Origin of the sequence: Thiorhodospira sibirica ATCC 700588 (assembly GCF_000227725.2) — a bacterium.
Classification (GTDB): Bacteria; Pseudomonadota; Gammaproteobacteria; order Ectothiorhodospirales; family Ectothiorhodospiraceae; genus Thiorhodospira; species Thiorhodospira sibirica.
This window is the reverse complement of sequence record NZ_MU255056.1, coordinates 2,711,028-2,726,189: the sequence shown is the minus strand read 5'-3', so window position 1 is coordinate 2,726,189 and position 15,162 is coordinate 2,711,028. Positions and strand designations below refer to the sequence as shown.

13 protein-coding genes and 1 pseudogene are annotated in these 15,162 nt (G+C 56.8%); 11 read left to right on the top strand and 3 right to left on the bottom strand.

Going from position 1 to position 15,162, the window contains the following annotated elements; all coding sequences use genetic code 11:
• The 5 genes and pseudogenes from THISIDRAFT_RS12620 to THISIDRAFT_RS12600 all read left to right on the top strand — a co-directional run.
• Nucleotides 1–182 (top strand): annotated as a pseudogene (locus tag THISIDRAFT_RS12620) (hypothetical protein); the annotation flags it as partial.
• Between the two features lie 264 nt (nt 183–446).
• Nucleotides 447–671, top strand: coding sequence for a type IIL restriction-modification enzyme MmeI (locus THISIDRAFT_RS12615; RefSeq protein ID WP_006788661.1), 225 nt, complete (start codon nt 447–449; stop codon nt 669–671).
• 463 nt (nt 672–1,134) lie between these two features.
• The gene (locus THISIDRAFT_RS12610) at nt 1,135–1,788 is read left to right on the top strand and encodes an IS607 family transposase (RefSeq protein ID WP_221914017.1); all 654 of its coding nucleotides are present in this window, start codon (nt 1,135–1,137) and stop codon (nt 1,786–1,788) included.
• Nucleotides 1,766–2,929, top strand: coding sequence for an RNA-guided endonuclease InsQ/TnpB family protein (locus THISIDRAFT_RS12605; RefSeq protein WP_221914016.1), 1,164 nt, complete (start codon nt 1,766–1,768; stop codon nt 2,927–2,929). The genes THISIDRAFT_RS12610 and THISIDRAFT_RS12605 overlap by 23 nt, the downstream gene beginning before the upstream one ends.
• Before the next feature lie 153 nt (nt 2,930–3,082).
• Entirely contained in the window at nt 3,083–4,879 is a 1,797-nt protein-coding gene (locus THISIDRAFT_RS12600; protein ID WP_006788665.1) for a reprolysin-like metallopeptidase, read from the top strand.
• A 63-nt stretch (nt 4,880–4,942) separates the two neighbouring features.
• On the opposite strand, the gene THISIDRAFT_RS12595 is transcribed toward THISIDRAFT_RS12600, so the two are convergent.
• On the bottom strand, nt 4,943–6,580 hold the full coding sequence (locus THISIDRAFT_RS12595) for an alpha-D-glucose phosphate-specific phosphoglucomutase (protein WP_006788666.1): 1,638 nt from the start codon (nt 6,578–6,580) through the stop codon (nt 4,943–4,945).
• A 287-nt stretch (nt 6,581–6,867) separates the two neighbouring features.
• On the opposite strand from THISIDRAFT_RS12595, the gene nifB reads away from it, so the two are divergent.
• Both nifB and draG read left to right on the top strand, forming a co-directional pair.
• On the top strand, nt 6,868–8,424 hold the full coding sequence (nifB, locus tag THISIDRAFT_RS12590) for a nitrogenase cofactor biosynthesis protein NifB (protein WP_006788667.1): 1,557 nt from the start codon (nt 6,868–6,870) through the stop codon (nt 8,422–8,424).
• Nucleotides 8,425–8,427: 3 nt separating this feature from the next.
• Nucleotides 8,428–9,354 (top strand): ADP-ribosyl-[dinitrogen reductase] hydrolase, encoded by a 927-nt coding sequence (gene draG, locus THISIDRAFT_RS12585; RefSeq protein ID WP_006788668.1) that lies wholly within the window; start codon nt 8,428–8,430, stop codon nt 9,352–9,354.
• Here the strand turns inward: draG and THISIDRAFT_RS12580 are convergent.
• Together THISIDRAFT_RS12580 and THISIDRAFT_RS12575 are read right to left on the bottom strand one after the other, a co-directional pair.
• Entirely contained in the window at nt 9,351–10,136 is a 786-nt protein-coding gene (locus THISIDRAFT_RS12580; protein WP_006788669.1) for a UDP-2,3-diacylglucosamine diphosphatase, read from the bottom strand. The genes draG and THISIDRAFT_RS12580 overlap by 4 nt on opposite strands.
• Before the next feature lie 233 nt (nt 10,137–10,369).
• The gene (locus THISIDRAFT_RS12575) at nt 10,370–11,671 is read right to left on the bottom strand and encodes an ISNCY family transposase (protein WP_246585396.1); all 1,302 of its coding nucleotides are present in this window, start codon (nt 11,669–11,671) and stop codon (nt 10,370–10,372) included.
• A 224-nt stretch (nt 11,672–11,895) separates the two neighbouring features.
• Here THISIDRAFT_RS12575 and thrS point away from each other — a divergent pair, with 224 nt between their 5' ends.
• The 4 genes from thrS (at nt 11,896) to rplT (ending at nt 15,153) form a co-directional block, all read left to right on the top strand.
• Complete coding sequence (thrS, locus tag THISIDRAFT_RS12570; RefSeq protein ID WP_006787705.1) at nt 11,896–13,827, top strand: threonine--tRNA ligase; 1,932 nt, start codon at nt 11,896–11,898, stop codon at nt 13,825–13,827.
• Nucleotides 13,828–13,830: 3 nt separating this feature from the next.
• Nucleotides 13,831–14,349, top strand: a complete 519-nt coding sequence (gene infC / locus THISIDRAFT_RS12565; RefSeq protein WP_083824623.1) for a translation initiation factor IF-3 — start codon at nt 13,831–13,833, stop codon at nt 14,347–14,349.
• 227 nt (nt 14,350–14,576) lie between these two features.
• Nucleotides 14,577–14,774: a 50S ribosomal protein L35 gene (gene rpmI, locus THISIDRAFT_RS12560; RefSeq protein WP_006787707.1), complete on the top strand. Its 198-nt coding sequence runs from the start codon at nt 14,577–14,579 to the stop codon at nt 14,772–14,774.
• 16 nt (nt 14,775–14,790) lie between these two features.
• On the top strand, nt 14,791–15,153 hold the full coding sequence (gene rplT / locus THISIDRAFT_RS12555; RefSeq protein WP_006787708.1) for a 50S ribosomal protein L20: 363 nt from the start codon (nt 14,791–14,793) through the stop codon (nt 15,151–15,153).
• Nucleotides 15,154–15,162: the final 9 nt, after the last annotated feature.

Genomic DNA, 15,162 nt, shown 5'->3' with positions numbered 1-15,162 from the left:
ATACCTTCAAGGTCATCCCCACGCGCTGGGTGGTAGAGCGCAGCTTCGCCTGGCTGGAAAAGCACCGGCGACTTTGGAAAAACGCTGAGCGCAAGCTCAACACGAGCTTACAATTTATGGCTGCTCCTAAAAACCTAAACAAAGTTGCTTATGCGATTTTTAGGCACTTCGCTCTCCGTTGATAACACCCTTGCGGGCGAGCAACTGGAGTCCTGGTTGAGCAGTCCCAACCGAATGGCCGGTCAACACCGGCAACATGGGCGGTTTCAGCCGTCGAAACCCAGCTTGCGCCATAAAAGTGGCCTCGGCGTTCATCCTGAACAGAGAACAACTTTGCGATTCGACTTCGACCCCGACCATAGAACGCGAAACCTTCGCGTTTGTAGATAACCTATCTACAATGGAGAATTCTGATAAATAATGAAGAAAAAATCAAGAACTGTTTTTTGCTCCTGACCCGAGAACACCACTTCCCCGCCACCATCGCCGAACTCTACAACCCCGACACCATGCCCGCCGACCTACGCGCCGCCCACGACTACAACGACGAAATCATAGAACGCATCTACATCGGCCGCCGCTTCAAAAACGACACGGAACGCCTCGAAAAACTCTTCGACCTATACACCCAAATGACCACCACGCAGACAAAACGAGGAAAATTAACTTGACATCCTCCCCGCCCTAGAAGGACGGGGATTCCCAGCATTGCTGCTGAGAGCTTTCTGCTTCGCCGCGACCTGCCAAATGCCTCAAAGAGACATCGGACTTACAGTTTCTCCACAGACTAACCCCGCCAGCCCGGCGGTTGAAATAAAGATAGCATCCATCTATTAAAGAGAGCAAGCTACCAAAGAGGAGGCGTCGGGAACAGGAGCACGCTTTGCGTGCTGCGCTATCCCTCCCCGGCCTTCAGGCCGGGGAGGGATAGCGCAAACTGATGAATCACGACGCGAACAGGTCTGTCGCCCTTGGCGCCTGAATCTGGGCGCATTGCGGCAGGGCATCTTTTTTTGCGAGAACTCGCCCGCTGTGAACGGCAAAGCATCCAGCTTGCGTTTGAGACAACGTTGTCCGGTCGGGGGTTTTTAACTGACGCTTACAACCTCTGATTACCTCTGATAATCTACGATAATGGAAAAGCGATTAGTTAAGATAGGCGAGGCCGCAAAACTCCTGGGGTGTTCCATAGACGCTTTGCGTCGATGGGAGGCCACCGGAGAATTGCTCCCTGCGCGTAAGACCAAAGGCGGTACACGCTACTACGACACCGCGCACCTGCTTGGTCTAGGTGATGTAGACGCGCCGACCATTTGTTACGCCCGCGTATCCAGTCATGACCAGAAAGCCGACCTCGACCGCCAGCAAGAAATGTTAGAAACGTACTGCGCGGCTAAGGGATGGCGGGCAGAGGTCATCCGTGACCTTGGATCGGGCATGAATGACCGCAAAAAAGGACTGCAACGCCTATTAGAAATGATCTTGCGGCGGCAAATGCGGCGGCTGGTCATTACCCACAAGGATCGGCTGTTACGCTTCGGTTCAGAGCTTGTCTTTGCCTTGTGTGAGATGCAAGGCATTGAGATTGTCATCATCCATAAAGGCGAACAACCCTCGTTTGAGGAAGATTTGGCACAGGATGTTTTAGAAATCATTACGGTCTTTTCCGCGCGCCTCTATGGCAGTCGCTCCAAGAAACACCGCAAGCTGCTGCAAGACCTGCAAGCCTCGGCAGACGTGATCGCAGAAGACCTCGGACTCCATAATGCTCATCGCAAACAAGATTGAACTGCGCCCAACCCCTGAGCAAGCCGATTATCTTAATCGGGCCTGTGGCGCGCGTCGGCACTGCGACAACCAACTGCTGCATTATTTCAGTCAGGACGGCGTAAAATGGTCAAAAGCCGCAGCGTATCCGTATTATATCCAGGTATTGCGCGTTCAATTTTCGTGGTATGCGGAAGTGTCCAGCCGGGTAACGCGCAACGCGATTGATGATCTTGACAACGCATTCAAGCATTTCTTTCGGCGCGTGAAAGCCAAGGCCAACAAGCCAGGCTATCCCCGCTTCAAGAAAAAAGACCTCCATGACTCCTTTGCCCTGCGCGAGTCAGGCAAGTGCGACGTAGACGGGCGCACACTGCGCATTGAAAAGCTCAAGACCCGCATCAAGATGCGCCAAGGCTTGCGCTTTACCGGGCAGACCAAACAGGTCACGATCAGCAAGCGGGCAGGCCGGTTCTATGCTTCTATTCTGGTAGACACTGACGAATACAACCCACACGCCCCCGAACACGCTTCAGTCGGTGTTGATCTGGGTATCAAGGATTTAGCGACATTAAGCACCGGCGAAGTCATCCCCGCCAATCAGCGCCTTAAGAAACACCTCAAATATTTAAAGCGGCGGCAACGGAACCTGTCGCGCAAAGTGAAGGGTAGTCGTCGGAGCGCGAAAGCCAAGCTCTCCGTTGCACGACTGCACCAGCGGATCAGCCATCAACGTAAGGCCGTTTTACATGAGCTTTCCGATAAGCTGACCCGCACCTATCAGGTCATTACCCTGGAAGACCTGAATGTCTCCGGGATGATCAAAAACCATTGTCTTGCCCGCGCTATTGCCGATGCTGGCTTTGGCGAATTGCGGCGACAAATTGAATACAAAGCGGCGTGGCGCGGCGTGACCGTGATCTTTGCGAATCGGTTCTATCCGTCTTCAAAGACCTGTCACGCCTGCGGGAAAATCCATGACATGCCACTGAATCAGCGCACAATGGCGTGTGACTGTGGGCATGTAATGGATCGTGATCTCAATGCCGCAAAAAATTTAGACCGTTATGGTCTGGATCGTCTGGACGCGCTCAGGCCGGACGTTAAACGCACGCAAGAGCCAAGTCAGACTGCTTCGGCAGCATGGGTGTTGACGGCGTGAACATGCCAAAGATTGTCACAGATTTTCGTGATTATCTGAGGCATTTATGAGCGGCGATAAGCTTCAGCCTTGGCTGTGATGAAGGCTTCCAAACCATTCAGCGTGGGGTTCCCTTTGCAAACCCCGTGCTGCAGAACCCTGATGAGGTATCTCATGAGCACGCTACATCAATGGCCTGTATTTCCACGCTGGATAACCGGGCGTACACGGATGGTTCTGCATTGCCTGATACTGATGTGGCTGATTTTGCCCGCATCGGCGCTGGGATTAACGCAGCCGGGCATTGCGCTGTTGCTGGAAGCTGAAATTCCGGAGGCTTCAAAAAAAGCCTTGACCTTGCCGGAGGCGACGCTGGATGTTCAAACATCCCAAGCGGTTAAACGCCAGCGGGCGGTGCAGATCAATCCGGAGGTATTCGTCCCGGATCGCCTGGGTGTGGGCGATCAGGTCTATCTGGGATTATTTGATGATATCCAGCTTTGGGCGGAGATTGAATCCGTTGCCGTGGATATCAACGGTATTCGCAGCCTTCGCGGGCCTATCAAAGACACGGCAGATGGCATCATGCTGCTTTCATTTGACACGCAAGCCATGCTGGCACATCTCCTGATTCCCGAACGTTCTCAGGAGTATGTACTGCGGCGCGGTCAAGACGAGTCCTGGCATCGGCTGGAAGAGCGGATCTTGCATACAGCAGATCGCCTGCCCTCCGCCCCTGCACGGCGCGTGCCGGTATCACAGCGACGGCCTGCCGCCTTGCCATTGCTGGAAAGTACACCGCGTTTTAGCCTTGCAACGGCCCCGGTGGTCATTGATCTGATGGTGTTATACACCCCGGCGGCCCAGCGGTGGGCGAATCGCTCAGCTACCAGTATTAGCCACGTCATCAGTCAGGCCATGCAGCGCAGTCAGCTGGTTTTGGATAACAGTGAGATCGGCATTCGTCTGAATCTGGTACACAGCGCCCAGATCAATTACACGGAAAGCGGGAATGCGGAAACCGACCTGGATTGCTTAACCTTTGACCCAGATCATGCCCCTTATGAGATCCAATGCAGCGCATCAATGAACGAGGCACACCGCTGGCGTGATCAATATGGTGCCGATCTGGTGACTTTATTTGCCCAAGCCGAAGATGTTGGCGGGATTGCCTGGCAGCTCGAAGATGCCCGTGGTGAACCCGATTATGCCTTCAGTCTGATCCGCATACAGCAGGCACACAACAGCTACACCTTGATCCATGAGCTGGGGCATAACAAGGGAGCAGACCACCATAAACAGCAAAACTATCAAGCCGGTCCGGGACTGTTTTCCTATTCTGCCGGCTGGCGCTGGCGCGGACAGGACGGCCAGTATTACAGCTCCGTGATGGCCTATGAAGACGGCGAATTTTATGCAGACCGGCGCACGCACACACTGGTGCCCTATTTTTCCAATCCGCAGGTCTACTATGCCGGAGTTCCCACTGGCCATGCCAGTGAGGGTGATAACGCACGCACCCTCAACAGCACGCGCCATGTGATTGCAGCCTATCGCAGTGCCTTGCCAGAGCCCCCTGCAGCACAGCCATCCAGCAGGTATTTAGAGAGCGGCGCGCATTATTTGACCATCCATAACCCGGTGAGGCTGTTACCCACACCCAATGCACGCTATGAAGACATCCAGGTTGTGCTCAGTAGCGCCACAGCGCGGGTAGAACCCCAGGCCGCCATCGCCCACAGAGCGCAATTTTCGCTGTATCCAGGCTTGGCCTACCGCTATGTTTTTAATGCCAGAACCGGGCGGGTGGAGGTGTTTGCAGATACTCACACCCTGCCGGTTTTAACCCTGCCCGTCAATGCACAGGGCCTAACGCCTCCGGTATCCATCGGCGCTGCACAGCCAGCCCCCATCGCCCTGAGCATATCCAATGGCACCGTTAGCATCGTCAACAGCAGCCTGCCGCGTTAACGGGATAAAAGCAAATGGGGACTTGGGATAATCTCCCGAACGGTCAGGCACGAGGCAAGGTTTTTAGGTGATGACATCCGGGACGGTGCGGTCGGTGCGTTGGCGGATCTGGGCGAGGTGGTCGGCCAGGGTGATCAGTTCGCGCAGGGCTTCCTGGGTGTCGATGTCGTGTTTGTGGCTATCGGGTTCGTGACGTTCGATGTAGACCCGCAAGGTCGCGCCCTGGGTGCCGGTGCCGGAGAGACGGTAAATGATCCGGCTGCCACCGGCCAGGAGAATGCGCAGTCCTTGATGTTCAGTCAGGGAGTGGTCAATCGGGTCGGTGTAGGCAAAATCATCCGCTGCTGCAATCTGCAGGCCGTTGTGATCGGTGCCGGGCAGGCTGCTTAGGCGGGTACGCAGGTCGGCCATCAGTTCCTCGGCGCGGGTGCTGTCGATGCCTTCGTAGTCGTGGCGGGTGTAGTAGTTACGCCCGTAGATGCGCCAATGGTCACGCACCAGCTGTTCAACCGATTCACGCCGCACCGCCAACAGGTTTAGCCAGAATAACACTGCCCACAGACCGTCTTTTTCGCGCACATGGTTAGAGCTGGTGCCAAAGCTTTCTTCACCGCACAGGGTGACGCGCTCGGCGTCTAACAGGTTGCCGAAAAATTTCCAGCCGGTCGGGGTTTCAAAACATTCTACGCCCAGGCGCTCGGCGACCCGGTCGGCGGCCTGGCTGGTGGGCATGGAGCGGGCAATTCCGCGAATCCCTTGACGATAGCCGGGGACCAGATGTGCATTGGCGGCCAGTATGGCGAGGCTGTCGCTGGGGGTGACATAAAAGCGCCGCCCCAGAATCATGTTGCGATCCCCATCACCATCCGAGGCCGCGCCAAAATCCGGGGCCTGGGCTGCAAACATGCGCGCCATCAGGGCCTTGGCGTGCATCGGATTGGGATCCGGATGGCCACCCCCAAAATCCGGCAGCGGCTCTGCACGGATCAGCGCATCAGGGCCGGCACCCAGCAGTTGGTCAATGATGCGCCGGGCATACGGGCCGGTGACGGCGTTCATGCCATCAAAACACAGGCTAAAACCGCCGGAATCGAGCATGTGGCGAATCCGGTCAAAATCAAACAGAGATTGCATCAGTTGCGCGTAATCGCTCACCGAATCAATCACTTCAATCTGGGTATCGCCGTAGCGATGAGTGCCCAGGCGATGCAGGTCCAGCGGCGCGAGTTCCTCGGCGATCTGGTAGTGCGTCAGTGCCAGACAGCGGCGATAGATGGCATCGGTCACCCGTTCCGGAGCCGGGCCACCGCTGGGCATGTTGAATTTGATGCCAAAATCGCCGTCCGGGCCGCCGGGGTTGTGGCTGGCCGAGAGGATGATGCCGCCGGCAGCCTGATAACGCCGAATGATGGCGGAGGCCGCCGGGGTGGAGAGAATCCCGTCCTGACCGATCAAGACCCGCCCGATACCGTTAGCGACCGCCATGCGCACAATGATTTGCAGGGCCTCCTGATTATAAAAACGCCCATCACCGCCCAAAACCAGGGTATTGCCGCGTAAATCGCTTTGCGTATCAAAAATCGCCTGGACAAAGTTTTCCAGGTAATGCGGCTGTTGAAATACGCTGACCGCTTTGCGCAGACCCGAGGTGCCGGGTTTTTGGTCGTTAAACGGTTGGGTTTGCACAGTTCGTAGTTGCATGGGGCAGAGATCCTTTACGGCTAGGGGTTTAAGTTCGGGGGGAATCATAGCAAACCGCTTGGGCGGATGCGCACTGTCTGCAACGGCCCACCAAAGATGTCACAGCCGTACGAGAAATGGCTGCCCGTGTCGCGTTTGCAACAAAGCGTTTGTTTTAAAAATAACTTTAAAAATAATATTTTATTTTGAAAATTCTCAGGGCACAGCCCTTGCATCCCCGCCATTAAGGTACGCATTCAACAACAATAAGCATCGTGGTTTTAAGGTGCTATGGCGGAGAACATTCAATGGCACTTACCCCTGTATCCAGCACCTCCTCACATTCTGGTGTTACGCGCTTGCTTCCTGATGCAGTGGCTGCACAGATTGAGGATCATCCCTGTTTCTCACCCGAGGCGCACCAGCACTTTGCCCGGATGCATCTGGCGGTGGCACCCGCCTGTAATATCCAGTGTCACTATTGCAATCGTAAATATGACTGCAGCAATGAGTCGCGCCCAGGCGTGGTGTCTGAGGTGCTCAAGCCAGAGCAGGCGGTGCATAAGGCGCTGGTGGTGGCCAGCCAGATCCCGAATATGACGGTGGTGGGGATTGCCGGGCCGGGCGACCCGCTGGCTAATCCGGCGCGCACCTTTGCAACCCTGGAAGGACTGGCCACGGCCGCCCCGGATTTGCGTCTGTGTATCTCGACCAACGGCCTGGCCTTGCCCGAAAGTGTGGAGCAGCTGGCTCGCTATCAGGTCAGTCATGTGACCATTACCATCAATTGCCTGGACCCTGAGATCGGTGCGCAGATTTATCCCTGGATTATCTGGAATAAGCGGCGGGTGTATGGGGTGGAGGCGGCACGGATTTTAATCGAGCAGCAGCTGCAAGGGCTGGCGATGCTGGTGGCGCGGGGCATTCTCGTCAAGATTAACTCGGTGATGATTCCCGGTATTAACGATGCGCATCTGGTTGAGGTTGCCGCAAAGATGCGTGAACAGGGCGCGTTTTTGCACAATATCATCCCGCTGATTGCGCGCCCCGAACACGGCACCTTTTACGGCCTCAACGGTCAGGCCGAGCCTACCCCAGAGGCGCTGGCGGATTTGCAGGCGCGCTGCGGGCAAGATATGCAGATCATGAGTCATTGCCAACAGTGTCGGGCAGATGCCGTCGGGATGTTGGGCGAGGATCGTCATGAAGACTTCACCCTTGCACAGATTGAGCATGTCGAGATTGACTACGCCCAGGCACAACCCCAGCGGGCGGCGGTACAAGCGGCCATCAAGCGCAGTCTGCACACCCCGGCCTCGCCCGGTACAGCCTCCTCAGCGGTGATTGATATTTCACGCCTGGGACGCACTAAACCGGCCAAGGGAAACAGGGCCACAGCGGGCTGTCAGTGCAATAGCCTGTCAGCCGCCCGCTCCGAGACCGTGGCCATTATTCCGCCGCTCACGGGTGCGCATCTGCGCCCGGTGCGGGTGGCGGTGGCCAGTCTTGGTGATGGTCGGGTCAGCGAGCATTTTGGTCGGGCAACGAGCTTTATGATTTATCAGGCCACCCCGGAGGGCATCTGGCCGCTGGAAACGCGCGAGGTTTTACCCTATTGCGCCGGATCATCCCCGGATGGCGCGGGTGTCAGTGCCCTGGAGCGGATTATCGACACCCTGCATGATTGCGCGGCGGTGCTGTGTGCCAAAGTGGGCTTTGAGGCATGGCAAGGGCTGGAAGCTGCCGGAATCCTGCCCAGCGGCGAACATGATGGTCTGATGATCGAACAGGCGGTGATCGGCATCTATCGTGAGTTGATGAACAAAGCCGCTGCCTTGGCCAATTGCAGCACCACGGCGGCTTGAGGAATGCCCCCGGCCAGCATCGAATCACGCGCCCTGGGGGCCTATTTGGGGCTGGCGCTGGGGGATGCCTTGGGGGCGACGGTGGAATTCATGATGCCGCGCGAGATTCAGGCAGAATATGGCGTACATTCCCAGATTCGCGGCGGCGGCTGGCTGCATCTGAAACCCGGTCAGGTCACGGATGACACCACCATGGCCCTGGCCCTGGGTCAGGCGCTTTTGAGTGCCGGTGCGCTGGATGCCACCGCAATGGCCGAGGCTTTCAGCGACTGGCTGCGCGCCAAGCCGGTCGATGTGGGGCATACGGTGCGCCGGGGCATCGTGCATTACCGCAACACCGGCCATACGCAGATGCCGTATAGCGACAATGACGCGGGTAATGGGGCGTGTATGCGGGTTTTGCCGGTGGCGCTGGCGACGCTGGAGGCCGATACCGCCTTTGTGCGTCACGCCTGCCAGGTGCAGGCACATATCACCCATCATCATGCGCTCTCCGATGCTGCCTGCGAGACCGTCAGTCTGATGGTGCAAGCCTCCTTGCGCGGGCTGAACGACATCAATACCCTGCTGGGGATGGCCCAGAAGCTGGTCGCGCTGCATCCGGAGTTCAATTTTCGCCGACGCCGCAGCGACAATCCCAGCGGCTACATCGTGCACACCCTGCAGACCGTCTTTCAGGGCCTGTTTGATACCGAATCCTTTGAGCAATGCCTGATTGAAGTGGTCAATCGCGGCGGTGATGCTGACACCACCGGCGCGATTGCCGGCATGATCGCCGGGGCTTTTTATGGCCTTGAGGGGATTCCCGGTGCCTGGCTTAAAAAACTCGACCCCCGCATTCGCGCCGAGATTGAGCGGCAAACCCCGGCCCTGTTGATGCTAAATCTGCAAAGCGCCGAGTTATACCCGGCCAGTCAGGACACGGATTAAACATCAGCCGATTGCAACTCGGCGATCCGTGGGCTGCTGTGTAGGCGGTGCTGTTCATGCCAGCACAGGATCTGCAAGTGGCCTTGGGCATCTTCAACCAGGGCGCTGCAATGCTCTACCCAGTCACCGATATTGCAATACAGACTGTGCTCCATCAGGCTCATCCCGGCCTTATGGATATGCCCGCCGATGTAACCATCACACCGACGCGCTTTAGCCTCAGCGGCCGCCGCCTGCTCAAATTGCTGAATATAGCGGCGCACACTGGGCAGGCGTTCCTTCAGGTACAGCGACAAGGACCAATACGGCTTGGCCCGGCGCTGCCGCCAGCCGTTATACAGCCGGTTGAGCCGGATCAGACCCTGATAAAACTGATCTGCAACCGCTTTGAGCAGCGGGTTAACCGTCAACTGAGTATCAAATTCATCGCCATGACTGACCCAGAAACGGCGCCCGTCGGCGGTGGTATGTACGGCATGGGCGGCAATCTCCACCCCATAAATCTGCTTACCCACCAGCGCCCGCACCGCCGCGTCGTGATTGCCGGGGATATAAATCACCCGCGTTCCCTGGCGCGCCTTATCGAGTATCGTCTGCACGATCTGCGTATGCGTGGCGGGCCAATAAACCCGCTGGTGCATATCCCACAGATCCAGAATATCCCCCACCAGATAGAGCGTTTCGCAGTGCATGGACTGCAAAAACTGCAATAACTCCCCAGCGCGGCATTCACGCGTGCCCAGATGAACATCCGAGATAAATACGCTGCGATAGTGCATCATCAAACCGCCTCATGATTCGCTGATAGATTATGGCGGGGAAGTATGCACAAGCGCGTATGACAGCTTGATCTCTTTTTGTTGACGTTTACATGGCAAGGTTCGCTGGCAAAAAATCCGAGCCAACGGCCAAATAAGGCGGGTGGGGGCGAGGGCGTCTTGCGCAAACAATGTCAACCCAATTCAGAAAAGTCCCCTTTTGTGCAAAGCAGAAGTGTCCCCCGTAGAATGCGTGGTTATGGTGTTTGGGCTGGTGCCGGAGTGATGTTGCCCCGACCTCTCCAAGGGTGGTCCGGCGCCGGTTTGTAGGTTGGCTTGGCGGTCTGTTTTGCCTTGGCCTGGTCGACGCTGTGGTGGACACTTTTTTCATCATCCAGCGGTGTGGGCGGTTCGCCCTCAGCCAACAGACGGTAAGGCATGATGTGCCCCTGGTGCAGGAGGGTGATGGTGCCGTCGAAGGCCTCGCAGACGGTGAGGGTGGCACCCCGCAGGCGGTAGCCCTTGCCCTGTCCCTGAAGCTGATATTCCCGGTTCTTGAACTGGAAGCAAAGGTTCTTGGAGAGCTTACGGGTATGGTGCAGGCAAAGGATGAGGGCCTGCTCCTCGGGGCTGTGCAGCACCGGTCGGTGGGCATCCTGGGGGCTTTGTGGCTCGACGGCGAAGCGGGCGTTGAAGTCGGCCATGAAGGTGGGGAGGAAGGCGTTGGCGGCGTCGATGTCCGAGATCTCACGCAGGCGCAGCTCCTTGACCAAACGGTCTTGCAGGGTCTGGTTGGCCCGCTCCACGCGCCCCTTGGCCTGAGGCGTGTTGGCATGAATGGCGGCGATGTCGAGGGTCTTGAGGGCGCGGGAAAACTGGGTCAGCTCCCCGTCGTGCTCAGGATGATTGACACGGAAGATGCTGTGTTTGTCTGAGTAGAGGGCCACCGGACGTCCGTGCTGATCCAGGTATTGCTGTAGGGTCTCCATGTAGGCCTGGGTGGTTTCGGCGGGCACGAAGCGCAGGGCCATCAGGCGCCCTGTGGCGTCGTCGATGAACACCATGAGGGTACAGCGCGGGCCGCGCACCTCAAACCAGTCATGGGGCGAGCCGTCGATTTGAATGAGCTCCCCCAGGCAGGGGCGGCGTGGACGGCGCTGATGAATGCGGGCTTGCTTGCGTTGCTTGGGCTGCCATAGCCCATCGGCCACCATCCACTGGCGCAGGGTCTCGACCGAGAGATGATGACCATGGCGCTCGGCCAGCTTTTCGCAGGCCAGGGTGGGGCCAAAGTCGGTGTAGTGCGTCTTGACCAAGGCGAGCACCTCCTGGCGTACTGTCTCGGCAATGGCGTTATTGGGACGTCGGCCACGGTGGCCACTGCGTAGCCCTGTCGCCCCATGCTCACGATAGCGGCGAACCAGGCGCTTGACCTGGCGCACGCTCAACCCCAGGCGCTGGGCCGCCTCGGCCTGCCGCAGATGCTTGTTCGCCACCGCCTGAATCATCTCTAGTCGGTCAATTTCTTTGTGACTCATCGTAATGTGCTCCTTCGTCATGCGTGCCCCTCCCGCTTAAATATAAAGGGGACATTTTAGAATTGGACGAAGGGGACATTACTGCTTTGGGCTAACACGTCTTGCGCAAACAATGTCAATTTAGCGGGCGCTGTGATACCCTGATCGACCTTTTTCTGGCCCGCTGTGTTGGCGGTTGCCGGTTTGTTATTTTGAGCCAATGGCGCACGGCCCCGCGTACAGGTCGGCGCAGGAGATGTGTTTGCATGCCTGTTGTTACCCTTCCCGATGGGAATCAGCGTAGTTTTGATCATCCGGTTTCTGTAGCTGACGTCGCGTTGGCGATTGGTCCTGGTCTTGCCAAAGCAGCGTTGGCGGGATGCGTGGATGGGCGGCTGGTGGATACCAGCTATGTGATTGCTGTGGATGCCTCGCTGGCCTTGATTACCGAGCGTGATCCACAGGGGCTGGAGATTATTCGCCATTCTACCGCGCATTTGCTGGCCCATGCGGTGAAAAGCCTTTTTCCGACAGCACAGGTGACCATTGGGCCGGTGATTGAGGATGGCTTTTATTATGATTTTGCCTTTGAGCGGCCATTCCATCCGGAGGATTTAGAACGGATTGAGGCGAAGATGAAGGCGCTGGTGAAGGCGGATATTCCCTTGAGCCGGGAAGTGATGGAGCCTGCGGCGGCGGTGGCGTTTTTCCAGGCCCAGGGTGAGCACTACAAGGCTAAGATTATTGAGGATATTCCCAGGGATCAGGCCTTGTCTTTATATCGTCAGGATGATTTTGTGGATTTGTGTCGCGGGCCGCATGTACCCAGTACCGGTAAGCTTAAGGCCTTCAAACTGACCAAGGTGGCTGGGGCCTATTGGCGCGGTGATTCGCAAAATGAGATGTTGCAGCGCATTTATGGCACGGCGTGGGCCAATAAGCAGCAGCTGGATGATTATTTGCAGCGCTTGGCGGAGGCGGAGCGGCGAGATCATCGGCGTATCGGTACGGAGTTGAATCTGTTTTCGGTGCAGGAGGCCGCTGGGGGTGGATTGGTGTTTTGGCATCCTCATGGTGCCCGGATGCGGCGGGTGATTGAGCAGTTTTGGTATACCATGCACGAGCGCGCCGGCTATGAGTTGTTGTATACCCCGCATATTGCCAATCTGGCCTTATGGAAAACCTCGGGGCATGCGGATTTTTATGCCGAGTCGATGTATGAGCCGATGGAGGATGAGCATCAGTCCTTCCAGCTCAAGCCGATGAATTGCCCGTTTCATGTGCTGGTGTATAAGGATCGTTTGCGCTCGTATCGTGATTTGCCCCTGCGCTGGGCCGAAATGGGGACGGTGTATCGGCGCGAGATGTCGGGGGCTTTGCATGGTTTGATGCGGGTGCGCGGCTTTACGCAGGATGATGCGCATATTTTTTGCCGTGAGGATCAGATCGAGGGCGAGATTTTACGCATTCTTGAGCTGACCTTGGGGGTATTGCGGGCCTTTGGCTTTGAGGATTTTGATATTAACCTGTCAACGCGCCCGGATAAGGCGGTGGGTTCTGCGGCGATCTGGGAACATGCAACCCAGGCCCTGACGGCGGCCTTGGAGAAAAAAGGACTGGCGTTTGCCATTGATGCCGGTGGCGGAGCCTTTTATGGGCCGAAGATTGATATCAAGATTCGCGATGCGATTGGGCGCCAATGGCAGTGCTCGACGGTGCAGCTTGATTTTAATCTGCCGGAACGCTTTGACATGGAATATGTGGCCGAAGACAACAGCCGCCAGCGTCCGATTATGATTCATCGGGCCTTGCTGGGGTCTTTGGAGCGTTTCTTTGGGGTATTGATTGAGCATTATGCCGGGGTATTCCCGTTGTGGCTGGCGCCGGTGCAGGTGGCGGTACTGACGATTACGGATCGTCAGGATGCTTATGCCAGGGCCTTGCAGGCGCGTCTGCAAAAGCAGGGGCTACGCGCTGCAATTGACTTGAGAAACGAGAAAATTGGCTTTAAAATCCGCGAGCATACATTACAACGCATCCCGTATCTCTTGATTGTGGGCGATCGGGAAGAAGAAACCCACACGGTGGCGGTGCGCACGCGCAGCGGCGAAGACTGGGGAAGCATGAATCTCGATGAGCTGATTGTGCGTCTTGAGCCTGAGCGTGTCCCGCAGACTCATTTTGTTTTGGAGGATTAAAGCATCAGTACCGGAAAAGAAAACCGCCTCAACGATCAGATTACCTGTCCGCGCGTGCGCCTGATCGGCGCCGATGGCGAAAATGTAGGTATTTTGCCCGTGCGTGAGGCACAAAAGATTGCCGATGAGGCGGAGCTTGATTTGGTGGAGATCGTGCCCAATGCCGATCCGCCGGTTTGCCGGGTCATGGACTACGGCAAATTCAAGTTTGAACTGAGCAAAAAAGCGCAAGTCGCCAAAAAAAATCAAAAGCAGGTGCAGCTTAAAGAAATCAAGTTTCGACCCGGCACCGACGAGGGGGATTACCAGGTCAAGCTGCGCAGCCTGATACGTTTTCTCAATGATGGCGACAAGGCCAAGGTGACCATCCGTTTCCGTGGCCGTGAAATGCGCCATCAGGAGTTGGGGGGTAAACTGCTTAACCGGATCGAGACGGATCTGGGCGATCTGGTCACGGTGGAACAGCGTCCCAAAATGGAAGGCCGCCAGATGGTGATGGTGTTTGCGCCGAAAAAGCGCTGATGCCTGAGCGCTAAGCGGTTCTTGGTATGGGGCGCGCCGGGCTATTGGCCGGGCATCCCGCGTTGAGTTGTATGATCGGCTTGTCATTATCATCGAGTAAAAGCCGCGTGAAGCGTAAGCCCCGCGCGGCTTTTGCTTTTTATTCCACGCACGGCGCACGGGCGGCCGACGTGGGTTTTCCGCACACGCTGTTGTGTGCATTGCCTTTAGTGTTTAAGGAGCTCAACATGCCCAAAGTAAAAAATAACAGTGGCGCGTCCAAGCGTTTCAAGCCTACCGGTTCAGGTGGCTTTAAGCGCAATCAGTCGCATAGACGCCACATTCTGACCAAAAAGAGCCCCAAGCGTAAGCGTCAACTGCGTGACACCACCTTGGTGGCTGCCTGCGATGTGGCCGCTGTGCGCAAGATGTTGCCAAATCTATAACGGGAGTCGCTAGTCAATGCCAAGAGTAAAAAGAGGTGTGACCGCTCACGCCCGTCACAAGAAGGTTTTAAAGCAGGCCAAAGGTTATTATGGTGCGCGTAAAAACGTCTACCGGGTTGCCAAGCAGGCGGTAACCAAAGCCGGTCAATATGCCTATCGTGACCGCCGCCAGCGTAAGCGTCAGTTTCGCGCCCTGTGGATTGTGCGTATCAATGCCGCAGCGCGCCAGTTCGGGCTGTCCTATAGCCGCCTGATGGACGGTCTGCATAAGGCCAATATCGAGATTGATCGCAAGGTGTTGGCGGATTTGGCGGTGCATGATATTGAGGCCTTCGGGCAGATTGCCGCCAAGGCCAAGGCGGCGGTTGCGGCAGTCTGAGTGCCTGGC